Source organism: Methylocucumis oryzae (genome assembly GCF_000963695.1).
Taxonomy (GTDB): Bacteria; Pseudomonadota; Gammaproteobacteria; order Methylococcales; family Methylomonadaceae; genus Methylovulum; species Methylovulum oryzae.
In genome coordinates, this window is record NZ_LAJX01000076.1 from 1 (window position 1) to 23,747 (window position 23,747).

A 23,747-nucleotide genomic window follows, 5' to 3' on the forward strand; every position below is an offset into this window, starting at 1 on the left:
TTAATACATCGGCCTGAACAGCGCGTTGATATGTCGCCTCTGGTGTGCCATAAGTTAAGCGGCTTAACGCCGGTGGAAATTGCGGCGTTGGAATTACAAAGCGGTAAGCGCAAGCTAAGAGTGGATGAGTTGTTTGCCGTGTCAGGTTTTGATACTGCGCAGATTATTATCAAAAATAGCTCGCACAAGTTAGATTATATTGGTAAAGAGCTTGATGGCGGTGAGATTCAAGTAGAAGGCAATGTCGGCGCTTATTTAGGCTTAGGTATGAAGAGCGGTTCGATTAAAGTCGTGGGCGATACCGAAATTTACGCAGGTTGTGAAATGAAAAAAAGGTTATCTGGAAATAACGGGTAACGCAGGTGATTTCTTAGGTGGAGCCTTGCCAGGTAATAAAATGGGTATGCGCGGCGGTTTGATTTTAGTCAAAGGCAATGCCGGTGCTAGAGTTGGCGACCATTTGCGGCGCGGCATGATTTTAATCGAGGGTAGTGTAGGCGATTATTGTGGTTCGCGCATGATTGCCGGAACGATTGCTGTGATGGGGCAAACGGGTCGCTTTTTAGGTTATGCCATGCGCAGAGGCACCTTATTGTTATGGCAACAACCTGAACTATCAGCGAGTTTTAACGATTGCGGTAGCCATACCTTAGCCTTTTTACCGATGGTGTTTGATTCACTGGCACACTTAGATTCGCGTTTTGCTCATGCTGGAGAGTCCTTTAATCGCGTACAGCGCTATGCGGGAGATATGGCTGAAATAGGCCGTGGCGAGGTTTTGGTTAAGCGATAACCTGTTGTTTAAGGCACCCGCTTTTGGTTTTGGCCAGTATTTATTCATCCGTAATTCAGGGTGGACGCTTAAGCTATTAAGCATTCGTTTAAAAACAGGTGGGTGTCATGACTCAGTTTAGGTTTTATTATTTTTTTTATGCGTTAATAGCCGTGTTAAGCGGGTGCACTTATTACCCTCAGCGTGCTGTTTATCATTCGGGTTATTACAGTAGTGGTTACGCTGCGCCGTATGTGGTTCAGCGTAGCTACTATGGCGCACCAGGTTATTATAGTCGCGGCTATTATGGCCCGAGTTTTAATTATTACTCGTATACAGCACCTAGGCCAAACATCTATTATTATGACCATGATGAGCATCATCACGATGATCATGATGACCACCATGATGACGACCATCATGGCAATGGTCATAACGATAAGCCACGTGATTTTAGTCAGCGATTTCCTGGTCAACAACTACATAGTGGCCGACCTAATAAAGAACCCCAAAGTCTGCGTTCCGATAATGCTATGCAGAACCGTCCTAATCGCCGCGACTACGGCATAAATCAAGGTCGTACACAGACTTATCGGCAAGACCGCTTTTCTAATCGTCGTTAAAAGAGACAGTTTCCACAGTGTATGGGATAATTAGTGCCTTTTAACATTCTGTATGCTTACTTATTCCCGGTTATTGCTAGCGAAAAAAACTTGGTTATCCGTCCATAGATGGATGGGGCTAATAGTCGGATTCTGGTTTGCTATGTTGGGGTTGACAGGAAGTATAAGTATTTATCGTGCCGAATTAGATGCTTTACTTAATCCTGAACTCGTTATATCAGCCAGCCCAGGCCAACATTACCAATCGTTAGATAAAATCATCGCGACTATTCATCAACGCCATCCTAGCCGCTACGGCGCTTGGACGTTGGAAATGCCAAAATCAAACAGCGACGTGCTGACGGCTTGGTACGATAAACCGCAAGAAACCTATTTTGATTATTATGCGCCGTTAATGGTGACGGTAAACCCTTATACCGGCGAAATCATTAGCGAACGCTTTTGGGGACAAACCCTTACCACGTGGATATTGGATTTACATACCCAGCTAAGATTCGGTGAGTTCGGTTGGCAAAGCGTTGGGATATTAGGGATATTGATGTTCATGTCAGTGGCCACAGGGATGTACTTATGGCGGCCTAGTCTTAATGAAATCAAACGCATTGTTGTCTTACGTCAGTTACCTTTAATTCAATTCTTTTTTTTAGCTCACAAACACATCGGTTTTTTGGCTTCGCCGTTGCTGTTAGTGCTGATTTTTACCGGTATACAATTGAGTTTTCCTAAGTTTTTGCCTGCACTCATTGGTAGTGAAGAGTTAAGCCATGGCAATAACGGACAAACCGTATTAAGCACGGCGAAACCGAATAACAAACCAGTACGCTTAGACGAAGCCGAATTTATTGCTAGAGCACCATTTCCTAAAGCTGAAGTCCGGCGAATTACCATACCTGTCGGTGAAACGGGCGCTTACCGAGTCAATTTAAGACAAAGCAATGAACTCAATCATAGTCACCCTATGACGATGGTGTGGTTAGACCGTTGGAGTGGCCATATTAAAGATGTGCAAAATCCTAACAGCTTTAGTTTCGGACAGTCCTTATTGACCTGGCTATGGCCAGTGCATACCGGTGAAGCGTTTGGTGCCAGTGGTCGATTGTTAGGGTTTATAACAGGCTTATTACCTGGCTATTTTTATGTGACCGGCTTGCTGCACTGGCTGCAAAAACGCCGCTGGATTAATGATAAAACGCTTGATGTCATTGCTTGCGGACGCCAGATTAGATATAACAGCGCTAAAATAATGAGTTTGCTTAAGGCCGCTATCATTGCCTATACGCCTAAATGTCAAGCTAAGCTAAATGATTGGCGGCAAAAATTAGGTAAGTTAGTTCAGTCATTTAAGTCGCAATGACCAATTAGTTAGTTTAAATCAGAGGAAATCTCATGCTCAATAAAGTCACGTTAATCGGTAATTTAGGTGCTGACCCCGATGTGCGCTATATGCCAACCGGTGGTGCAGTTACTACGCTTAGTTTAGCGACTACCAGACGCTGGAAGGATAAACAAACCGGAGAAAGAAGAGAGGCCACCGAATGGCATAGAGTGGTTTTGTTTAGTCCTCTTGCTGAAATCGCCGGAGAATACCTGCGCAAGGGCAGGCAAGTCTATATTGAGGGTCGCTTGCAAACACGCAAATGGCAAGGACAAGATGGTCAAGATCGCTACACCACCGAAATAGTCGCAGGCGAAATGCACATGCTAGGCAATCGTGCCAGCGGTACGGGGGATTTTGCTAGCGAGCATAGCAGCACTGAGTATAGCAATCCTGCACCTAGATCAACAGCAACCCCATCATCAGCACCGCCTGCCGGAAATCCCGGTATGATGCCGCCTCCACCGCCTTCCTATGATGATTTTGATGATGATATACCGTTTTAGAGGTTCTCTTTCAGTCGGGTGTGATTAAAACTGCTTCGTGGAATACTTCACCACAAACTAATCATTAACCGGCAACCTTGAGCAATAGCAATGAATTTTCCAACTAACAAATATGGAACAAATTGGGTAATATCAATTGGCCACAAAAAACCACTATTATTGTGTTTTTGGCTCAAGCAAGCGTTATAAATTTAAGTAGTGAAAATTGAGCAAGAACCAACAAAACGTGCAACCGGAAGTCCAAGCACGCCAGCTGATCGACCAGAAACTGGAACTGGCGGGCTGGACAATCCAAAATATGAAGCAAATCAACTTGGGAGTTGGTTTGGGTGTTGCTGTGCGTGAATATCCTACTGACACTGGACCTGCTGACTATGTATTGTTCGTTAACCGCGAAGCTGTGGGCGTGATCGAAGCCAAGCGTGATGAAGCAGGTGAGAACCTTACCGTGACAGAACGGCAGACTGAGCGCTATGCCAACGCCACCCTGAAATGGCGCGTAAAAACCACACCGCTGCCTTATCTGTTTGAAAGCACAGGCCAGATCATCCGATTTACCGATGGCCGCGATCCCAGACCTCGCTCACGCGAATTGTTCCATTTTTTTAAGCCGGAACAACTCAGCTTATGGTTGGCCCAGACGGAAACACTGCGTCGCCGGCTGGCCGAGCAGATGCCTGTGTTACCGGAGCGCAACCTGCGCGATTGCCAGGTCAGCACCGTTACCGGACTGGAAAAATCCCTTGCACAGAACAAGCCCCGCGCCCTTGTCCACATGGCTACCGGCGCAGGCAAAACCTTTACCGCCATTACCTCGGTCTATCGTTTGCTAAAGTTCGGCGGAGCCAAACGCATATTGTTTTTGGTTGATACGCGCAACCTGGGCAAGCAAGCGCATCAAGAATTCATGGCCTACTCACCGCCTGACGACGGACGAAAATTTACCGAGCTTTATAATGTGCAGCGTCTGGCCTCTTCGAGCATTGATCCCCATGCGCAGGTCTGCATCGCCACCATCCAGCGCATGTATTCGATATTGTCGGGTGAACCGATCGACGATTCAGCTGAAGATGTCTCGCTTAACGAGCTTCAGCAAACGTCGAAACAAGTCAAGTTAGTGCGTTACACACCGACCATTCCCGTCGAAACCTTTGACTTTATTATTATCGACGAATGTCATCGCTCCATCTACAACCTGTGGAAGCAGGTGCTTGACTATTTCGATGCCTATCTTATTGGTTTGACAGCCACGCCGGACAAACGCACCTTCGGTTTTTTCAATGAAAACATCGTCGCCGAATACACCTACGAGCAATCGGTGCTTGATGGCGTTAACGTCAGTTACGATGTCTTTGTGATTGAAACGGAAATTACCCAAAAAGGTTCACTAGTCAAAGCTAAACAATGGCTTGATCACCGCGACCGCCAAACCCGCAAAAAACGTTGGGCAGAAACCGAAGAAGACCTGATTTACACAGGCAAAGAACTAGACCGTTCCGTCGTCAACCCCAGCCAAATACGGCAAGTCATCCAAGCCATGAAAACAGCGGTGGAAACCCAGATTTTTCCTTGCCGTAAAGAAACGCCTAAAACTCTGATCTTTGCCAAAACCGACAGCCACGCCGACGACATCATTAACATCGTCCGCGAAGTCTACGATCAGGGTAACGCCTTCTGTAAAAAAGTCACCTACAAAGCCGAAGAAGACCCAGACAGCATCCTCAGCAGTTTTCGCAACGACTACAATCCGCGCATCGCCGTCACCGTAGACATGATTGCCACTGGTACCGACGTTAAACCGCTCGAAATCCTGCTGTTCATGCGCGATGTGCGCAGCAAAGGCTATTACGAACAAATGAAAGGCCGGGGCGTGCGCAGCTTAGGTTTTGATGACTTAAAGCGCGTTAGCACCAGCGCGGACAGCGCCAAAACCCGCTTCGTGCTGATTGATGCCGTTGGTGTCGAGCAATCGCTTAAAACCGAATCCCGCCCGCTGGAGAAAGTGCCTGGTCTTGCCCTAAAAGATTTGCTGCAAGGTATCGCCATCGGCCACCGCGATGATGACACCGTCTTGAGCCTTGCCAATCGTCTGGTGCGCTTGTCCAAACAACTCGACGACAAAGCTCAGGCCCGCATCGAAAAAGTGTCCGGCGGCATAACCGTAAGTGGCCTTTACACATTGAGCGTTGGAAAAATATCGAAAATTCCAGTTCCAGCCCCCTCTGTTTCGGAACAAACTGAAGCAGTTTCTTTACTAACTTTAGGTCTCGAAGAACATGTGAGACAAAATGCGGCAATTAAATTTGCTATCAAACAATCCGCCGCCCAACGCAAAAACATCCTCAAATCTGCCTTCTCCGGCCAGCTAGTACCACAAGACCCTAACGACGAACCGGCTAGCGTATTATTGGAACGGATACGCAACGAGCGTCAACATGCCAAAATCCCAGCCAAACGGTCTCGCTGTAAAGCTGTAAAGGAAATATCACGATGAAGATTGAATCCATTCGCCTGCAAAACTTCAAGGCTTTCCAGAATATGCATGTTAAGGACTTACCGGCATTTTTGATTGTGGTCGGTGCCAATGGCTCGGGTAAATCTACCTTGTTCGATGTGTTCGGTTTTCTGCATGATTGTTTAAAAACCAATGTGCGTCAGGCTTTGGATAAACGTGGCCGGTTTCGGGAGGTGTTGAGCCGAGGTTGTAATCCAGAGGTTGATACCATTTTGATTGAATTGCAGTGTCGGATGAAAATTTCCGGCATTGATCGCTTAGTGACATATTCTGTAGAAATCAGCGAGGCAGCAGGACAACCCGTTGTGCAGCGCGAATTACTGCGTTACAAGCGGGGCCGTTATGGCAGCCCTTATCATTTTTTGGATTTTTCCAAAGGTGAAGGTTATGCCATTACCAACGAGGAAGATTTCAATAAGGCCGACGAGGAACTGGAGCGGGAAAACCAAAAAGTTGCGCCGGATACGCTAGCTATCAAAGGTTTGGGGCAGTTCGAGCGTTTTAAAGCAGCTAACGCTTTCAGACAACTGATCGAAAATTGGCATGTGTCTGATTTTCACATCAGTGCGGCGCGGGGTCGTAAAGATGCGGCTGGTTTCATCGAGCACTTATCTGAAAGTGGTGAAAATCTGCCTTTGGTCGCACGCTACCTACATGAACAGTATGCAGAGGTTTTTCAGAAAATCCTTAGCATTATGGCAAAGCGAGTACCAGGTATCAGTTCGGTCGAGCCCAAGTTAATGGACGATGGTTATCTAACTCTGCGTTTTCAGGATGGCTCGTTCAAAACGCCATTTCTGGATCGTTACGTCTCCGATGGCACCATCAAAATGTTTGCCTATCTGGTGTTATTGCATGACCCTAATCCTCATCCCTTGCTGTGCGTCGAAGAGCCGGAAAACCAGCTTTATCCGCAATTGATGGCGGAACTGGCTGAGGAGTTTAGAAGCTACTCTAATCGAGGTGGACAGGTGTTTGTCTCAACCCACTCGCCGGATTTTTTGAATGCGGCTGAATTGAACGAAGTGTGCTGGCTGGTGAAGAAAAACGGTTTTACCGAAATCCATCGCGCCAGGGATAACGCACAAATTGCGGCGTATATGGCGGAAGGCGATCAGTTAGGTTATTTATGGAAGCAAGGCTTCTTTGATGGAGTTGATCCCTAATGAAGGAGCTGGTTTTTCTTTTAGAAGAGGCGTCGGCTAAGGCCACCTTGTTGCCCCGGCTATTACATGATGGCATAAGTATTCGCTTGATTTCATTTGAAGGTAAACAAGATTTAGAAAAACAAATAGTCAAACGCATTCGAGGTTATCAAAATCATGAGGCCCGTTTTATCGTGTTAAGAGATTTGGATAGCCATCCTGATTGTCAGGCATTGAAACAGCAATTGATCGCGCTCTGTCATGAAACCGGGAAAGCTGAAAATTGTCTGGTGCGCTTGGCGTGCCGAGAACTTGAAACTTTTTATCTGGCTGACTTGGCAGCGGTTGAACGAGCGTTGCAAATTACCGGATTGTCAAAAAAACAAAACACAAGCAAGTTTCGTACACCTGATGCTTTAGGCAGCCCATCTCATGAGTTAAAAGTTTTGACTAATAAAATTTACGAGAAAGTCGCAGGTTCTCGGGCGATAGGGCAACATCTTGATTTAGAAAATACACGCTCGCCTAGCTTTCGTAATTTGATTTCAGGCATTCGACGTATGGAACATAAACTTTTGGTTAGCAATTGATGAATACCTCCTCCCTGATCCAAAAAGTCTGGAATTTCTGTCACACCTTGCGCGATGACGGCGTCGGCTATGGCGATTATCTGGAGCAGTTAACTTATCTGCTGTTTTTAAAAATGGCGCACGAATACGCGCAAGAGCCTTACAACCGCGATACCCATATTCCACAAGGTTACGACTGGGCCAGTTTGCGCAGTAAGGTGGGTGAACCGTTGGAAGCGCATTATCTGGCGACGCTGCACAAACTAGGCAATGGGCCTGGCATGTTGGGCGCTATTTTTTTCAAGGCGCAAAACAAGATTCAAGACCCGGCCAAGCTGTCGCGGCTGGTGCAAATGATTGATGCGGAAAGCTGGGTCGGTATGGATGCCGATACTAAGGGCGATTTGTACGAAGGCTTGCTGCAAAAGAATGCCGAGGATACTAAAAGCGGTGCGGGTCAATACTTTACGCCGCGAGCGTTGATTCAGGCGATGGTGGAATGTGTGCGTCCTGAACCGATGAAAACCATTGCCGATCCTGCCTGCGGTACCGGCGGATTTTTTCTGGGTGCTTACAATTGGTTAACCCGCTCTGGCAATAGGCTGGATAAAAAACAAAAAGAGTTTCTGCGCCATAACACTTTTCAAGGCAATGAAATCGTACCGAACACCCGGCGTATGTGTTTGATGAATTTGTTTTTGCATAACATCGGCGAACTGGATGGCGAGCCTTCTGTGGAGCGTGCCGATGCGTTGATTGGCGATCCGGGCAAGCGTTTTGACTATGTGTTGGCGAATCCTCCATTCGGCAAGAAAAGCAGCATGACCATTACCAATGAGGAAGGCGAGGAAGACAAAGACGCGCTGACTTACGAGCGGCAGGATTTTTGGGAAACCACATCCAATAAACAGCTTAATTTTTTGCAGCACATTGTTACCATCTTGAAAGACACGGGCCAAGCCGCCGTCGTATTGCCGGACAATGTGTTATTTGAAGGCGGCGCAGGTGAGAAAATCCGCAAAAAATTACTGGAAAATTGTGACGTGCATACCTTGCTGCGTTTGCCCACCGGCATTTTTTATGCCCAGGGTGTGAAGGCGAATGTGCTGTTTTTTGACGCCAAGCCGAAAGACGGACAGGTGCATACCAAGGGCGTGTGGATTTACGATTTGCGTACGAATAAGCATTTCACGCTGAAAACCAAAACCTTGAAGTTGGACGATTTGCGCGATTTTATCGACAGCTACAACCCTGAAAATCGGCATGAACGTAAGGAAACCGAACGCTTCAAGTATTTTACTTATGATGAACTCATCGCCCGTGATAAAGCCAGTCTGGATATATTTTGGCTAAAGGATGACACGCTCGATAATCTCGATGATCTGCCGCCGCCAGATGTTTTGCAACAGGAAATCATTGAGCATCTTGAAGCGGCGCTGGCTTCTTTCCGGGAGCTGGCGGCTGGGCTTCAACGATAAGGCTTGATTGTTTATATTGATAGATTTTAGGTATTGCTTTAACAGGGTTTTAATTGGGGGATTGCTGAGGTAAATATTTGAAGCTGCCCTTACGGATATTAATAAAAGCAAGCTCTGGTAAACTAAACAAAAGCCCCGTCCCGCCTAAACTAAGATTTTTTGCCGCTATCAAAAGGCCATGTTAAAACGCCTAGCAGGCTTTGGCCTATGCCGCTGCGGTATTGGTTGCGCCAAATAGTGGGCGTAATAACGCATAGTCGTCGCTAAAGAAAATAAAAAAAGCATCATCGTCGTGGTAATGATAAAGCGTAGAGCTTAGCGTATTGCTCTCGCGTATTACCGTTAATAACGGCGATTGGTCTTTGGATAATTGCTCTAGCGTAAGTTGACGATAAGATGCTAGCTCCGTTTGTGCGTTGAGTTGGAAATGCTTATCTAAGTTAATGTAGGCTAGATAAGGTATAAACGGTTGATGATTAGCGGTATTGTCGATGAGCTTAAAGAGTTCGGTGACGCAGTTTTTGTCTAATAAATGGTAAGACTGCTGTTGTTTCAATGTCGCTAGTGTTTGTTGTCTAACAGTAGATAACTGGTTTAACGCGCTATTAATGGTGCTTCGTGTTAAGTTAGGGGTGGGCAACTGTTTCAATAGTAAGCCTTTTTCTGGTAAAAGCTTAATATGAGTCATTCGGATAGGTTCTGAGTCTGGCTTTTGTAATTCTGCATAGCGATTGCCTGCTTGTTCTAACTGACTATAAGCACGCTCTAACATCAGGTTTGGTTGAATAAACCGTTCTTTAGATTTGTTGAAATCGACTGCTGCATTATTTTTTAATTGCTCATATTGCGCTCGGTATTGTTGGCGCTCATGCGTTGTGCTTATTGAGCTTTCATCAGCAAAAGTATCGACAAAATGCCAGTGTTGCGTGGTTAAACTATGATTAATTGCCAGCCAGCGTGCCAAATTAACGAAGAGTCGTTGCCCAAGTCCTGGGCTATCGGTAGATAATTGTTCGACGATGGTTTTTTGTAATCCCCGTTTTAGTTGGACTAACTGTTGATATTCTGATGGGCTGATAATTTGTGTTGGGGGTAGGCTAATCAACGCCTCTGGGTTAAGCGGTCGTGCTTGTAATAACACATATAAGCTTAGTCGTTGTGCTAATACATCTTGATAAGCGTCAGTTAAGCCATAATAGTTTTTTGTTAAAGACTTAGACCACGTATGAATCGGTAATTCTTGTAAAGCGTGGTTAAGTTGTCTAATCTTTTGCGTTAAAAATGTGCTGCCGTACTGTTGGTAAATTTCTGTTCTTAACGCAATAATCGCCGGTGATGGCTGTATTACCGGTAGGGGCAGTCCTATACGGCTGATGTCAGCGGCTTGATAAAATAATCCGGCATATTTTAAATGCAGCGCAGATGGGGTCTGATTTGGCTCTGCGAATTGGGTAAGTAGTAACTGGTCTTGCTCAAGTGCATTAAGCAAATGGTTGCGCTGTTGTTGTAACCAATACTGGGCTTTGGCGTTTTCAGCAATTGCGTGTCTTTTTGTCGCAGGTAGATTAAGTTCTGCGCTGTGTAAAGGGCGATTTTGTAAAAAACGATAATTAAATTGGAAATCTTGCGCGCGATGACGTTTTAATTGAATTAAACCTAAATCATCGTGTTGAAAATCATATACCTGGTTGTCTATTTGTAATGCCGCATGACCACCGCTAGATTCACCTTCGGCGGGTTCGATATAAATAAAAGTTATTGTCTCAGCAGGACTACTCGCCGCAATCCCGTTTAAGAGTGCGGTGAGTAGTATGAGTAGGACTAATTTTTGCACGCTAAGCCGACGGAATCCTTAAGATAATGGTTTATTTTCGCTTAAGAGCTGTGCATTGAACAAGTGGATAAAATTAAGGGGCTAAATACGCGTCGAATGCTTTTAGTGGTCCCATTGCTTGAGTTCTGCCATTTTTACCGACAGCGGGTATTTCGATTAAATTATCTTGTGCAAGTTTGTTATGACCTGGTCTAGGTGTTAACTGATGGCCATTAGCGACAAATAACTGAGGATGGTCGAATGGCGCTTGTTCCCAGCGGACACGCTCATCCGTCAGTGATTTTAAAAATTCAACTAAATAGTCTTTATCTTCCTCTGGCATCCCTTGTTGAAAGACCAGTGTCGCGAAATGATGGTCATTATAGAAATTACCGCCTCTAAAATAAAAATCGACGACTTGTTTTAGCGTTAAGATGCTGCCGTTATGCATATAAGGACCGGTTAATTCAATATTGCGTAACGTAGGTACTTTAAAAGCCCCATTGACGGCCACAAGTGCCCGGCCATCGTTGGGTTTAGTCAATTCGTCTTTTATGACGTTCACTTTTGGAATTTTGGCATAAACCGACCGGTCGCCACATTCGCCTTGCATGTACTTGTCTGAGATTAATTCTTGTTCGGTGTAATCTTTTGCAAAAGCATTATCCATATCGCAGGCATTGACGAAAAAAGGGTCAATTAACGGTTTCCCCGTTAGCAATTGCTGTAAATATTGTTTACTAAACGATAACGGATTGCCAAAAGGATCGGTGCCGCCCACGCCAGGGTCGCGGCTAGTCGGTGTCACGCTGGTATTGAAATAACCTTCGTCGATAATGCCTTGTGCCACGCCTTGGCCTTCAAATGCGCCATTAATGGTTTTGCGATTGATTAAGCGTAATGATGAAAACGAGGTTGAGGTTGTATAAATACTGGGATGAGCTGCCGATGATAAGGTCGGGCCTTTATGACATTCAGCGCAATGGGCGTTTAAAAACACTTTTAGTCCCAACCGTTGTTTACTATTCAGGCCCTTAGGTATTTGTGGAAAGCCATTTGTCCTTGCGGTGTCAAAAGGTGTTTGATCAGAGATTAAGGTCTGTTGATAAAGCTGTAAGGCTAAACCAAAAAACAGCGAAAAATTCGCTTCCATTTGCGTATAAGGCAATGAGTTAGGGTTTGTTGGTGTGCCAAAATCTCCCGTTCCTGCCCAATAACGCGGTGCGAAAGCGGTTTTTATTAACGCCTTATACGACGTGTTTAAACCGTTGCCGGTCGCATTGCGTAGAGGCGCTAACACGCTATCTTCATTATGCACAGCTTGGTTGGCTAAAGGTCTAAGCGCTAATAGTTTGCGGCCAATATCAGGAAATAAGCGTTTGCGACACGACATTTCTAACTCACTCACCGGCGGGGCAACAGCTTGAGACGCAAGTGAGGCGTTTTCTAACCGTAACGTTTGTTGATTAGCAATACCTCTTTTGCCTTTTACCCAAAWTTTTTGCTTCGGTATCACGGACGCCAAAAGGAGACACGCCATTAAAAACATTGTTTGCGCGTCCATCCCAGAAATTGCGGAAATTAAATGCTGCATTAATGACGCTAGGCGCGTGCCTAGATTGTACTTGCCGGGTATTTAAGTTATTTGCATGAAAAATGCTATCAATGGTTGGGCTACACACTTCATTTTTATTATCATCGGATAAGTTCTGAAAACGGGTTTTAGTAACGCCCGCTGATGAAACAATATCATCTGAATCGAATAGCACACTAGAATCTTTGTTATTAGGGTCCGACACTTGGTAAAGCGGGAAATCGCTTTGCCTTAAGGTGTAATCAGGGCCTGCTAACCCACCCGATGCTGTGGTATCGAAGGTTAACTGTGTTGTTTTATCGATAGGATGTCCAGGCGCCAGTTGGTTAGTTGTGCGCGCATCTGCGCCTGCGTGAAAATGGCAAGTTGCGCAAGCGACACCATCGCTACTAACGTTAGTATCCCAAAATAAGGCTTTACCAAGCTGAATAGCCGCTGTTTTGTCGATGATAATTGGCGCATCGCCGTCGAGTAATCCAGGTGTTGCAGGTACAGCGACACCTTGTAAAGAAGCAGGGGTATTGCCATGAGCATGGCAAAGTGTGCTTAGCACGAGTTGGCTAAGTACCAGTAGAAAAGTCGTGATCGCTGTTAAACCGTGATTATTGCTCATTGTCGTCGCCAGATGATGCCAATGTGGATTAAAAGATTCTTTAAATTAGAAAAGCAACGTGTGATGCGAATACCATAGCATGGCTATGGTATTCGCAATGGTTCTATTCGTCAGATACCGTGACAGTGACTTTGAAATCGTGTTTGATGGAGGCGTCTACACCTTCATCGGGATTAAATCCGCCAACAACAAATTGGTAATATCTTGACGCTGTGGCTTTGAAGCTGAGTTCTAATTGGCCTGCAACACCATCGGTAATCGGGTTCATTTCACTGACATTTTCACTATTTCCATCTGCGTCATAGCCGTGGGCAATATGGCGCATGATGATATTACCAATAGATTTTCCGCTAGTTTCATCTGACGCGCCGAATTCCGTAAAGTTGGCATTTTGTGGATAAAAATGGTCAACGACATACTTGTTAGGCGCTGTATCGTCTTTACCGCGTAACCAAAAAGTAACGCCTGGATGCAGGCCAGCATCAGCGCTGACTATTTTAATGGTTACGATTTGGTTACGTTTAGCGTGTACCGTTCCCCATGCGGAGCTATGTGTCCATCCCATGTCACCAAAAGCTGGGTCGCGCCAGCTTGATACTTTTGCGCTGAAGGTCGCTTCAGTGGTTGTGCTATCAAATTTAACAATACTTGAGGGGCGGGTAGCTGCGTGGGCGGAAACAGTCACAAGGCTGGCTGATAAGCATAAAAGTGAGGCTAGTTGTTTAAAAGGGGTCGTGTTCATGATTATTACCTTGTAATTTGTATGGTTATTAATGCGTAAGTGTGCTATTAACGAGTGATTTAAGCACTCATTAATGGATAAGCATAAATGATGCCATATCGTTTATGTTTGATACTTTAAAGAGTTAGGTAATAGTTTTTTAATAATTGTTATTTAAAATCAATATATTATTAATAGCTTGTTTTGTTTTATTAGCTGAGGTTTTTGGGTGATGAAGGTGTTTAAAATAAACAGTGTTATTTGCCTTATCGTTATTAGGGTATTTCGTTAAATAACACTGTTATTTTTTCGTTTTAACGTTATACCGCTTTTGACTTATTTTTTTAGATAGAAAATCAATAAATTATAAAAACTTGATATACTAATATACTGTATTAAACTATGTTAAATAACATTGTTATTATAGTGGTTTGTCCTAAGTCGATTAGGATTAAAGCCATATAAGCAAAAGGGATGATTTTCTCTATTTATTTAACAGACTTTGTTATATGCTTTATACACATGTGGCTATAGCATCCTGCCTGGCTACGTTTACCTTGAGTTTCCTGCTTCGGCGCACGTCTTCAATGATTTTATACGGTCTCTTATTTACTTCGCTTATTAATTTAGCTTGTTTAATCATAAGCTTAATGCTTCCTGCCTTTAGTTCACTGCCTTGGATTATCGTATTCAACACTGGCGTCAGTTTGGTATTATTTATTTTGCTGAGAAAGCAATCCGCGCAACCGTCTTTGGCTGACGATCAGCCTGTGTTGATTACTGAGGCAGAAGAGTTTTTGTTGTTAGATTCTTTACCTGATTTTTTATGTTTAAAAGATAAAGATGGTCATTGGTTAAAAGCGAGTAAGCAATATTTGGCCTTTTTTGATTTAGCAGGTGTTGATTATGCAGGCAAAACGGATTTGGAATTGGTTAATGCCGTTAGGCACAAAGAGCATGAATTAAAGCTTAGTACTATTCAAGACAAAAGCGCATGGCATGTCGGATTACCGGTTAAAGAAACTAAACCGATTGGTTATGCTAGTAATAATCTCATAGAGATTACGCGTACACCTATTTTTAATGCGGCACGAGAAAAGTCTAGGTTATTAATTTCCGGTCATGCGTTAGACAATTCTTATAAAGACCAGTCAGAGCAAATTACTTACATGCTAAAAGTGTGTCATCTAAATATTGTTTTTTTAGATGCTCAATTTAAGATTTCCCAAGTTAATAACTCATTTTCATTAATGACCGGCTATCACTTGGAAGAGCTGATTGAAAAACCGTTGTCTAGCTTATTAGAGGGCGATTTTGAATTAGCAAGGCGCGATTTTTTCAAAGTAGATAACCAAGGTTGTTATACCGGGGAGTTTGTCTGCCGCCATAAAAATGGCCAGTATTTTCCAGTAAAAGTAGAAATCACCGAAATTGCTAAACAAGGCGGACAAGATTTTATTTATTTTGCCACATTACAAGATATTACCCGGCAAAAACAATCTGAAAAACGCATTATGCAAATTGCCCATTATGATGAATTAACTGGGCTGGCTAATAGAGCCATGTTTTTTGACCGTTTAGGTGTATTGTTATCTGAATCTAAACGTAGACACTTACATGCGGTGGTGTTTTGTATCAATTTAGATAGATTTAAATCGGTTAATGATTCATTAGGCCACGATGCCGGTAATCAGGTATTAAAAGAAGCGGCGAGTCGCTTGCGTTCGGTTATGGGTAACCGAGATGTTGTTGCACGGTTAAATGGCGATGAGTTCGCAGTATTGGTTTTAAACGAAAAATCCTATGAGCAAACCACCTATTCAGCTTCATTGATAGCAGGTGAGGTGTTACAACGCTTATCAGATAAATTCTATGTTAATAAACGCGAAGTCTTTATTGGCGCAAGCGTTGGTATTTCTGTTTTTCCAGAAGACGGTGAAACGACTGAAATATTGTTAAAACATGCCGATGTTGCTATGTATGAAGCTAAGCAGCAGGGCCGCAATAATTATCAATTTTTCAAAAAAGACTTTGCGATAGCGGAACAAGACCGCTTATTAATGGAATTTAATTTGCGTAAGGCCATAGAAAAAAACGAATTACAGCTCTATTACCAACCTCAATATTATGCGGTGGGCGGAAAAAATTTTTGGTGCAGAAGTATTAATTCGTTGGGCGCACGGCATAACCGGGGAGCGTAATTTAATTCCACCTGATTACTTCATAGCGATTGCTGAAGAATCTGGCATTATCATTGATATTGGTGCCTGGGTTATGCGCAAAGCCTGCTTTCAACTCAAACAATGGCTGGATGAAGGGTATGCGCTGCAACAAATATCGGTAAACGTTTTCGGCGCGTCAATTTAGCGATAGCGAGTTTTTAAATAAAGTTAAAGCAGCATTACGTGATGCTAATTTAGAGCCGCATCGTTTAGAGCTGGAAATCACTGAATCACTTTTAATGGGTGATATTAAGAAAATAGAGTTGCAATTAAATCGTTTGAAAAAAATGGGCGTTAAAATAGCCTTAGATGATTTTGGCACAGGCTATTCGTCATTATCTTACTTAAAGAATTTTCCTATCGATATTTTAAAAATCGACCAATCGTTTATTAGTAATATGACGGTTGATTCTAAAGACGCCAAAATAGCGGCAGCGATTATTGAAATGGGACATTCACTAGGACAAAAAATCATTGCTGAAGGTGTTGAGACCGAGCAGCAACTGCTGTATTTAGCGCATAGGAACTGCGATATTATTCAAGGCTATTATTTCAGCCCGCCATTGCCTAGCTATAAGATGACTGACTTATTACGCTTACAAGCCCAAAATGGCTTGGATAAGAAAAAATCGTCTACGGCTAACCTGAATACCTCGCCATTTATCAATCAATCTTAATTATACGATTATCAGCTATTTCATGCGCTTATCGCGATTATCAAACCTTATTTTCATATTGCTTACGGTAGCATGTTCTAATGATGACCAGCCTAATCAGCAGCTAAGTGAAGAAGCTAAGCGTTATTACCAACAAGGCGATATACAACAAGCGCGAAAAAGCGTTGCTAAGCTTGCTAATGAGCAAACAGCAACCGCCGCGCTTTATTTTCAACTCGCCGAACAATTGGTCCAACTGAATGATGTGACTGAGGCTGTCAATTACTATCAGAAAGCCGTTAGTTTGGACAATCATCATATACAAGCTAGGCTTAAGCTTGCCAACATTTTGCTACAAGCCGGTAAGCTTGAGTTAGCGACGCAATTAGCGAATGAAGCGTTTGCGCAAGCACCGGGCGATATAGAGGTATTAATCTTACAAGGCAAGCTATTAGCGGCACAAAACAATACCGATGCTGCCTTTAGTAAAGCGGAAACCGCATTACAAAAAAAACCAAATGACGCTAATGCGTTAATGTTATTAGCTGGACTTATGCTAAAAACAGGTAAAACCGAGCAAGCCATTTCGTTGTTAAGCTCAGGTATCACACAAAATCCCGATTACCCAGCCTTACGACAGTTATTGGCGTCTATTTATTTACAACAACAACGCTTCGAGCAAGCGAAGACGGTATTAACGGAATTAATTGGTATTCAGCCTAAAGCGTTAGAGCCTAGAAAAGAGCTAGCTGCCGCGCTACTAGCAGCGCATCAAGTAGCAGAAGCAGAAGCCGTGCTTAGACAAGCTGTGACCGATTTGCCGGATAGCGAACCCGCCAAACTATTATTAATCGAATTTTTAGCGGCTAAACAAAACGCCTGAAGTGGCTATAGCAGAGTTACTACCTATGCTAGACACGCCGACCGGGTTATATGAATTGCGCTTTAAATTAGCCGAGTTATATGTTTTACAGAACAAGCTGAAAGATGCAGAAGATACTTTAAAAGAAATTATCGTAGCCGATAGCGGACGGTCAGCGGCTAAGGCTCGTTATCGCTTAGCTAAACTATATTTATCCGAGCGCCAGTTAGCGGAAGCTAAAACATTACTGAATGAATTAACAAAAACGTCAATCGATACTGTACTGGCTACAACATTAAAAGCCGAAATTGCCTTAGCAGAGCACAAAATCACAGAGGCGATTAGTGATTTACGTTCTGTGTTGTTAACTCAACCGAATAATCTCGCGGTATTAAAGCTATTAAGTGCAGCGCATTTACTCGCTAATGACAAGGTATTGGCGAAAGAAAATTTAGCAAAAATCGTCACATTAAATCCAAGTGACGAAACAGCACGGTTAGATTTAGTCAATTTATTATTACAAGCGGGTGATAGCCAAAACGCCGTGCAGCAGTTAAATGCTTTATTTAAGCTCAACCCAAGTAGCAAAATGGGGTTGCAGACCTTATTCCAACTTTATATTGCCCAAAAGGAATGGCCGCAAGCACAAGCGATTGCAACAAAACTACAACAACTTTATCCTCATGACGCGTTAGGTTTTTACTTAGCAGGCTTAGCTGAACAAGGTTTAGGTAAGCTAGAGCAAAGCAATAGCCAATTCGAGCAAGCATTGCGCAGACAAGAGCAATCAGTAGAGCCGTTAGCTCAATTGATTAAAAATTATTTAAGCTTAAAACAAACCGATAAAGCGGTGACTAAGCTAAAAGAGCTTATCAAACAACAAAGCCAACATTTTTACGCCTACAATTTATTAGGCCAGGTCTATCAGTTAAGCAATAAAGCTTCGGAAGCCTTATCCGCATTTGACCAGGCGCTTAAAATTAAGCCAAATTGGGCTGAGCCTTATCGACATATTGCCGCGATACAGCTAGCACAAAAGCAACGCGAACCCGCAAAACAAACCCTGAGTGAGGGGATTGCTAATGCCAGCGAGCCTTGGGAGTTAGTCAATGAATTAGTCGCGCTCTACGAACAAGAGCGAGACTATGATAAGGCTCAGCGTTTACTAGCCCAGTTACAGCAAAAATATCCTGATTCGCTAGCGCTATTAAATCGTTATGTCAGTTACGCAGTCAATCATGCTGAGGCAAGCGAGTTATTAACGCAATTAAAGCAACAAGCACAGCCGTTAGCCTCAGTACAAAATAGTGAGTACTTAGATACGCTAGGCTGGCTAGCCTTTAAGCTAAAAGACTATGACTCAGCCAAAAAACACTTAACTCAAGCCTTAAACGCTAGCGCCTAAACAAACGCTAAGCCAATACCATTTAGGCATGACGTATCATGAATTAGGCGAGCAAGGCTTAGCTCAACAATGGCTACAGCAAGCCGTGGCGGTTAAACAGGATTTTCCAGGTAAATCCGATGCTATCGCGCTATTGAAACAGTTTAAACAACACTAAAGTCCATAAAGCTTACGCTTACGCCAAAATGTCGCGCGGCTCATGCCTAGAGCATTTGCGGCTAGGTTTAATTTACCTTGATAACGCGAGAGAGCGGCGCGTATGGCATCGGCTTCTTGCTCAGGGCTTAACAGCGCCAGCGGCTTATCGTCAAGCTCTGGACTACGAGGCAATTCTCGAAACTCTGGTGGTAATTCAGCACTACGCAACACCGTGCCTCGCCCGACGGCAAACGCATATTCGACGACATTATGCAATTCTCTGACGTTACCCGGCCACGCATAATCTAATAAAATTTGCATCGCAGCCGGGTCGATTTTTTCAATACGCCTAAAATTTTCGGCATTATGCAGTCGAATAAAATGCCATAACAACAGGTTAATATCTTCTCGACGTTCGCGTAACGGTGGAATAAAAATCGGTACGACTCTAAGCCTATACATCAAATCTTCGCGAAACTCACCTAATCTCACTTGTTCACGTAACGACCGATGCGTTGCCGCAACAATTCTGACATCGACGTTAATCGAACGGTCGCCACCGACTGGAATATAATTGCGCTCTTGCAAGACCCGCAACAGCTTAGCTTGCAGCTCTAGCGGCAATTCAGCGACTTCATCTAAAAACAACGTGCCACCGTTGGCGCGTTGAAACAAGCCGCTATGGTCTTTAACTGCCCCAGTAAACGCGCCCCGCACATGACCGAATAACTCACTTTCTAATAATGAACTAGATAAGGCTGCGCAATTAATCGCTAAAAAAGGCCCGCTGTTGCGTGTGCTGAGTTGATGAATCGCACGCGCGACCAGTTCTTTACCCGAACCGCTTTCACCTCGGACTAATACCGTTGCTGTCGTTGCTGCTGCGTTTTCTATTATTTGAAACACCGCATGCATCGCTGGAGAACGGCTGATAATGCCGTGGAAGTTATCTTTATTGGGCTTATGAATGGTTTTTGACGGCTCTTTAGAACTGTCAACACGCGGTGTTAACAAACAAATACCGGCAATGATTTCAGCATCTTGTCCAGATAACCAAGACGTCGTTTTAGCAACAGAGATGCTAATACCTTCGGCATTGCTTACTGTTGCTGAGCTTGTGGTTTTAAGACCTTTAAAATCCAGTTCTAAACCAAGAGGAGCTACGCGCTGAACTAGAAATTCGTCAGTTTCATAGCCTAATAACTGTAATAAACCAGGGCTACAGTATTTAACCTGTTGATATTTATCGACGACATACCAGGGCTTATCGGCTAATAACGCAAATAAAGCCTGGTATAACTCGAGTGGAACAAATTGTTGTAGCCAATCTGAAAAATGCTGAGGAAACAAAAGCAATGGCTTAACTCAACTTATTGAATAGAAATGTTTTTTAATGCAGTTAGGGCAGGGCTTGAGAACTCATTAAAACGCCTCGCCTTGTTGCTCAATAAACAGTGCGGCAATACCTGCACGTTGTGCGGCGGCTAGCCCAGCTTCTTTACCTAAACACAGTAACGCGGTAGACCAGGCATCGGCTTCGGTAGGATTAGTGTGCAAAACAGTGACTGACACTGTGTGATGTTGAACAGGCTTGCCGGTGCGCGCATCCAAAATATGGCTATAGCGTTGACCGTTGGCATCGAAGAAATGTCGATAAGTACCTGAAGTCATCACCGTTAAAGGCTCTTTTTGCATAATGCTAATGATTTTATGCATAGTCCGCTGCTCTGGTAGCGGTTTTTCTAATGCAACACGCCATGATTCACCATCGGGTTTACTACCTTTGGTTTGTAATTCGCCGCCGATTTCAACTAAATAATTTTCAATACCTTTGGTTTCTAGTAAATGAGCAATTTTAGCCACGCTATAGCCTTGAGCTATCGACGATAAATCAATACGCAAATCGGCTACGCGCTTTTTTAAATGCGTACCATCAATGACTTCAATATTGGCAAAGCCAACTTCTTTTAACGTCGCATCAATCGTTGCTTGATCAGGAATAGTGAGCTTTTCGTCTTTAAATCCCCATAAATCAAACAACGGCTTAATCGACAAATCATAACAACCATCACTTGCAACACTGACTTGACGTGCTATTTCTATCAGCGAAATGATTTCGCTATTCACCGTTTGTGGTTCAGTACTGACAGTCTTATTAAGTTGTTCAATATCCGAATCAGGGCGGTAATTCGACAATATTTTATCTAAGCGCTGAAACTCAGCATTGACCTCTTGTTTAAGGGCTAAGCTGTCGCTATGTTCAGGTAGCCAATAGCTAATATGGTAAGTAGTACCTTGAGCATCGCCACCGAATTTCTCAATCGGATGCGAACGGTTGCAAGCGGTTAATGCCAAGCCTAGCAAAAAGGCTAAAAAGCTGCGGGAGGTTATTTTCAGAAAGTTTACATTCATTGTCTTAGGAGAGAGGAAAATGATGGGAGTAGCCTATTATAACAACCCATAGGCTTTGCGAATAACCTAGTTGACCACTCACTTAAGGTAACCCGCAAAAAATAGTACCCTACGTTCCCACGCTTAGCGCCACTAACCATTAACTGTAACCATCTTGGAATACAAGGCTTGTTTTGTACGGTATTTTGATTTATAACAATCTGATTTATTAGCAATGAAAAATATATTCACATTACTGTGACCTAAGCTCCGGCAATCCATGCCGAGAAGTCACATTCCACATAGTAGAAGGAAACTGCATCGCCATGAGGTAGGGTGGAGAGCAAGCTGAATTAAAAGAATAGCCGGTAAACTAGCTATTATAATACGGTGATTTGGCAGAATAACCATCAATATATACTTCGAACAGTCAAGTTTTCGGTTTTTAGATAGGTAGGGTGCGCTGCGCGCACCTTTATAACTATAGCAAATTTGCCCCACTTTAAATTTGGTAGCCTTATACTATTTCAGTTTCAGTGTAGTCATATCCTGCTTGGTTTTGATAGTATTACCTCGATACAATTATTTTGTCAGCATTTATTTTTACTGCCTGTGTTTAAATCTCAAAAGCCGCGCGAAAACGAAGTACCTGTTGTTCCCTCCCAGTTGCGTCCTGGTATGTTTATTCGTATACCAGGCTCTTGGCTTAATCATGGCTTTGTTGCTAATTCATTTCTTATTGCGGACGATGATGAGATAAAGAGAATCTCAGCAATGAACTTAACAGAATTGTTTTGCGATGTTAAGCGCAGCAAAGTACCGCCGTTACCGAAAGAAGAAATAATAGACATCTCCGAAATCGAGGAAGCTCAACAAACAGAGCAGACAGAGCAAGAAGATGCCAAGTTAGAAATACAAGCGCGTACGAAAGCCATGTTAAGCTTGCATAAAACGTTTGGATAAAATAAATGAACACTACCGCGAAGCAGTAAAAACCATCGATAACAAATTTAAATTATTCGACTCATCACCTAAAGACTGTATTAAACAAGTTGCTGATGTTAGTAGGCTATCTATCCAAGCATTACTTTCAGATCCTGACTCAGCCATTATATTAATTGCTGAAAAAGGGCATTATGATGGTCAGGCAAGCCATGCGTTGTCGGTTATGACGCTTGCTCAGTTGTTAGGCAAACAAGCAGGACTTCCCGAAGAGGCCTTACACGTTATAGGTGTAGGTGCGCTATTGCATGATATTGGCACGCTAACATTTCATTCCTCGATAATCACCAATAGCAATCGCAATAAGTTTGAAGAATCGATTTACCAGTCGCATTGCCGAATAGGCTTTGAAAGCGCGCTTAAAGCCGGTTCTCTCACACCGGCTATGATTGACATTCTTTTGCATCACCATGAGCGTTATGATGGCAACGGTTTTCCAGATCAACTCAAAGGCGAAGATATAATGCTTGCATCGCGCATTGTAGCCATTGCTAATTACTTTGATAATCTGACTAATCCTAAGGATAAAAGTACACCATTATCGCCTTCTGAAGCGCTTTCTGTTATGTGGTCAAAACAAAAAGGAGCTTTTGATAATAAATTACTACAAGTATTTGTCCGATCAATGGGCGTATATCCGCCAGGTACGCTGGTACAACTCACCGATAATCAAATTGGTGTTGTTATTGCTTCCTCTACGTTTGAAAATCCTTTAAGACCACAAGTGTTACTTTACAGACGTGACATACCTAGAAGCCAAGGCATAATCATAGACTTAGCCAATGAGCCTACAATTAAAATAGTACAGCCAATCAATGCAGTTAGTCGCTCAAAAGCAGAGCTTGATTATTTGTTACCTCGCCGCAATATCAGTTGGTTTTTTAGTAGACGATTAAGATAATGAGATAACGTTATTTTGGTAGTGTAACAGCCAGGTAGGGTGTTTCTATGCACTAAAGAACCCATACATGGCTCTCGCCTGCGCCAACAACGGGCTTTTCGGATGAAATCCACGCCTAATCACATCTTAAATGGCATTTTTCACATAACGATGAAACGCTGAATTCATCCTCAATCTTTGGTGTATGGAATGCGTTCAACTTGACTGAGCGAAGAGGTTTAGTCGCAAACAATAGTTTGGAATATTTAGGTGTTTTGGTGAAGGTTAACGGACGCCTACCCATATAAATATGTCAGAGTTTGGAGCCTTTCGTATAAATATGTAGGATTTTGTAGACGCCCGTTAAAAATTGGCAGGCCTTTAGGCCATTGATTAGTAACTTATCATAATACGGTAATACATCAAAATATATTTTAATGCCGAGGTTTTTGACCTCTACCACCAGT

21 protein-coding genes and 2 pseudogenes are annotated in these 23,747 nt (G+C 43.4%); 17 read left to right on the forward strand and 6 right to left on the reverse strand.

What is annotated here, in order from left to right:
- The 9 genes and pseudogenes from VZ94_RS31860 to VZ94_RS08220 all read left to right on the forward strand — a co-directional run.
- Positions 1-357, forward strand: a pseudogene (locus tag VZ94_RS31860) (formylmethanofuran dehydrogenase subunit C); the annotation flags it as partial.
- Between the two features lie 25 nt (positions 358-382).
- Positions 383-793: a GltB/FmdC/FwdC-like GXGXG domain-containing protein gene (locus tag VZ94_RS31865; RefSeq protein ID WP_338040311.1), complete on the forward strand. Its 411-nt coding sequence runs from the start codon at positions 383-385 to the stop codon at positions 791-793.
- A 107-nt stretch (positions 794-900) separates the two neighbouring features.
- Entirely contained in the window at positions 901-1,395 is a 495-nt protein-coding gene (locus VZ94_RS08190) for a hypothetical protein (protein WP_045778853.1), read from the forward strand.
- A gap of 52 nt (positions 1,396-1,447) precedes the next feature.
- Entirely contained in the window at positions 1,448-2,749 is a 1,302-nt protein-coding gene (locus VZ94_RS08195) for a PepSY-associated TM helix domain-containing protein (protein WP_045778854.1), read from the forward strand.
- A gap of 32 nt (positions 2,750-2,781) precedes the next feature.
- Positions 2,782-3,276 (forward strand): single-stranded DNA-binding protein, encoded by a 495-nt coding sequence (ssb, locus tag VZ94_RS08200; protein ID WP_045778855.1) that lies wholly within the window; start codon positions 2,782-2,784, stop codon positions 3,274-3,276.
- 205 nt (positions 3,277-3,481) lie between these two features.
- Positions 3,482-5,770, forward strand: coding sequence for a DEAD/DEAH box helicase family protein (locus tag VZ94_RS08205; RefSeq protein ID WP_239649756.1), 2,289 nt, complete (start codon positions 3,482-3,484; stop codon positions 5,768-5,770).
- Positions 5,767-6,957, forward strand: coding sequence for an AAA family ATPase (locus VZ94_RS08210; protein WP_045778856.1), 1,191 nt, complete (start codon positions 5,767-5,769; stop codon positions 6,955-6,957). Before VZ94_RS08205 ends, VZ94_RS08210 begins: the two co-directional genes overlap by 4 nt.
- A complete protein-coding gene (locus VZ94_RS08215) occupies positions 6,957-7,526 on the forward strand; it encodes a DUF4276 family protein (protein ID WP_045778857.1) in 570 nt (189 codons plus the stop codon). The genes VZ94_RS08210 and VZ94_RS08215 overlap by 1 nt, the downstream gene beginning before the upstream one ends.
- Positions 7,526-8,983, forward strand: a complete 1,458-nt coding sequence (locus tag VZ94_RS08220; RefSeq protein WP_045778858.1) for a class I SAM-dependent DNA methyltransferase — start codon at positions 7,526-7,528, stop codon at positions 8,981-8,983. The genes VZ94_RS08215 and VZ94_RS08220 overlap by 1 nt, the downstream gene beginning before the upstream one ends.
- 205 nt (positions 8,984-9,188) lie before the next feature.
- Here VZ94_RS08220 and VZ94_RS08225 read toward each other — a convergent pair whose 3' ends face one another.
- The 4 genes from VZ94_RS08225 to corA all read right to left on the reverse strand — a co-directional run bounded on the left by VZ94_RS08225 (position 9,189) and on the right by corA (position 13,745).
- Positions 9,189-10,817 (reverse strand): hypothetical protein, encoded by a 1,629-nt coding sequence (locus VZ94_RS08225; protein ID WP_045778859.1) that lies wholly within the window; start codon positions 10,815-10,817, stop codon positions 9,189-9,191.
- Positions 10,818-10,890: 73 nt separating this feature from the next.
- Positions 10,891-12,312, reverse strand: a complete 1,422-nt coding sequence (locus VZ94_RS08230) for a cytochrome c peroxidase (protein WP_052700326.1) — start codon at positions 12,310-12,312, stop codon at positions 10,891-10,893.
- The gene (locus VZ94_RS28485; protein ID WP_052700327.1) at positions 12,263-13,003 is read right to left on the reverse strand and encodes a cytochrome c peroxidase; all 741 of its coding nucleotides are present in this window, start codon (positions 13,001-13,003) and stop codon (positions 12,263-12,265) included. The genes VZ94_RS08230 and VZ94_RS28485 overlap by 50 nt, the downstream gene beginning before the upstream one ends.
- 103 nt (positions 13,004-13,106) lie before the next feature.
- A complete protein-coding gene (gene corA, locus VZ94_RS08235) occupies positions 13,107-13,745 on the reverse strand; it encodes a copper(I)-binding protein CorA (RefSeq protein ID WP_045778860.1) in 639 nt (212 codons plus the stop codon).
- A 629-nt stretch (positions 13,746-14,374) separates the two neighbouring features.
- Here corA and VZ94_RS08240 point away from each other — a divergent pair.
- The 6 genes and pseudogenes from VZ94_RS08240 (at position 14,375) to VZ94_RS30475 (ending at position 19,026) form a co-directional block, all read left to right on the forward strand.
- Entirely contained in the window at positions 14,375-15,925 is a 1,551-nt protein-coding gene (locus VZ94_RS08240) for a diguanylate cyclase domain-containing protein (RefSeq protein ID WP_239649757.1), read from the forward strand.
- Positions 15,852-16,091 carry an EAL domain-containing protein gene (locus VZ94_RS30465; RefSeq protein ID WP_082081471.1) on the forward strand — a complete coding sequence of 80 codons (240 nt, stop codon included), beginning with the start codon at positions 15,852-15,854 and terminating at the stop codon, positions 16,089-16,091. The genes VZ94_RS08240 and VZ94_RS30465 overlap by 74 nt, the downstream gene beginning before the upstream one ends.
- 43 nt (positions 16,092-16,134) lie before the next feature.
- A pseudogene (locus tag VZ94_RS30470) lies at positions 16,135-16,623 on the forward strand (EAL domain-containing protein); the annotation flags it as partial.
- A gap of 58 nt (positions 16,624-16,681) precedes the next feature.
- Entirely contained in the window at positions 16,682-17,485 is an 804-nt protein-coding gene (locus VZ94_RS08245; protein ID WP_157844883.1) for a tetratricopeptide repeat protein, read from the forward strand.
- A gap of 1 nt (position 17,486) precedes the next feature.
- On the forward strand, positions 17,487-18,869 hold the full coding sequence (locus tag VZ94_RS08250; RefSeq protein WP_045778862.1) for a tetratricopeptide repeat protein: 1,383 nt from the start codon (positions 17,487-17,489) through the stop codon (positions 18,867-18,869).
- 28 nt (positions 18,870-18,897) lie between these two features.
- Entirely contained in the window at positions 18,898-19,026 is a 129-nt protein-coding gene (locus VZ94_RS30475) for a hypothetical protein (RefSeq protein WP_275575178.1), read from the forward strand.
- On the opposite strand, the gene VZ94_RS08255 is transcribed toward VZ94_RS30475, so the two are convergent.
- Together VZ94_RS08255 and VZ94_RS08260 are read right to left on the reverse strand one after the other, a co-directional pair.
- Positions 19,023-20,357 carry a sigma-54 interaction domain-containing protein gene (locus tag VZ94_RS08255; protein ID WP_045778863.1) on the reverse strand — a complete coding sequence of 445 codons (1,335 nt, stop codon included), beginning with the start codon at positions 20,355-20,357 and terminating at the stop codon, positions 19,023-19,025. The two genes, VZ94_RS30475 and VZ94_RS08255, sit on opposite strands and share 4 nt — an antisense overlap.
- Before the next feature lie 72 nt (positions 20,358-20,429).
- A complete protein-coding gene (locus VZ94_RS08260; protein WP_045778864.1) occupies positions 20,430-21,419 on the reverse strand; it encodes an FAD:protein FMN transferase in 990 nt (329 codons plus the stop codon).
- 591 nt (positions 21,420-22,010) lie between these two features.
- On the opposite strand from VZ94_RS08260, the gene VZ94_RS08265 reads away from it, so the two are divergent.
- Together VZ94_RS08265 and VZ94_RS08270 are read left to right on the forward strand one after the other, a co-directional pair.
- The gene (locus VZ94_RS08265) at positions 22,011-22,361 is read left to right on the forward strand and encodes a DUF3391 domain-containing protein (protein WP_131655504.1); all 351 of its coding nucleotides are present in this window, start codon (positions 22,011-22,013) and stop codon (positions 22,359-22,361) included.
- Positions 22,354-23,301, forward strand: coding sequence for an HD-GYP domain-containing protein (locus VZ94_RS08270; protein ID WP_045778866.1), 948 nt, complete (start codon positions 22,354-22,356; stop codon positions 23,299-23,301). The genes VZ94_RS08265 and VZ94_RS08270 overlap by 8 nt, the downstream gene beginning before the upstream one ends.
- The last annotated feature ends 446 nt before the right edge of the window (positions 23,302-23,747 follow it).

Coding starts and splice junctions, on each gene's coding strand:
- VZ94_RS08190 (WP_045778853.1), top strand. CDS start 901: ATGACTCAGTTTAGGTTTTATTATTTTTTTTATGCGTTAATAGCCGTG.
- VZ94_RS08195 (WP_045778854.1), top strand. CDS start 1,448: ATGCTTACTTATTCCCGGTTATTGCTAGCGAAAAAAACTTGGTTATCC.
- ssb (WP_045778855.1), top strand. CDS start 2,782: ATGCTCAATAAAGTCACGTTAATCGGTAATTTAGGTGCTGACCCCGAT.
- VZ94_RS08210 (WP_045778856.1), top strand. CDS start 5,767: ATGAAGATTGAATCCATTCGCCTGCAAAACTTCAAGGCTTTCCAGAAT.
- VZ94_RS08215 (WP_045778857.1), top strand. CDS start 6,957: ATGAAGGAGCTGGTTTTTCTTTTAGAAGAGGCGTCGGCTAAGGCCACC.
- VZ94_RS08220 (WP_045778858.1), top strand. CDS start 7,526: ATGAATACCTCCTCCCTGATCCAAAAAGTCTGGAATTTCTGTCACACC.
- corA (WP_045778860.1), bottom strand. CDS start 13,745: ATGAACACGACCCCTTTTAAACAACTAGCCTCACTTTTATGCTTATCA.
- VZ94_RS08240 (WP_239649757.1), top strand. CDS start 14,375: ATGCTTCCTGCCTTTAGTTCACTGCCTTGGATTATCGTATTCAACACT.
- VZ94_RS30465 (WP_082081471.1), top strand. CDS start 15,852: ATGCGGTGGGCGGAAAAAATTTTTGGTGCAGAAGTATTAATTCGTTGG.
- VZ94_RS30475 (WP_275575178.1), top strand. CDS start 18,898: ATGACGTATCATGAATTAGGCGAGCAAGGCTTAGCTCAACAATGGCTA.
- VZ94_RS08260 (WP_045778864.1), bottom strand. CDS start 21,419: ATGAATGTAAACTTTCTGAAAATAACCTCCCGCAGCTTTTTAGCCTTT.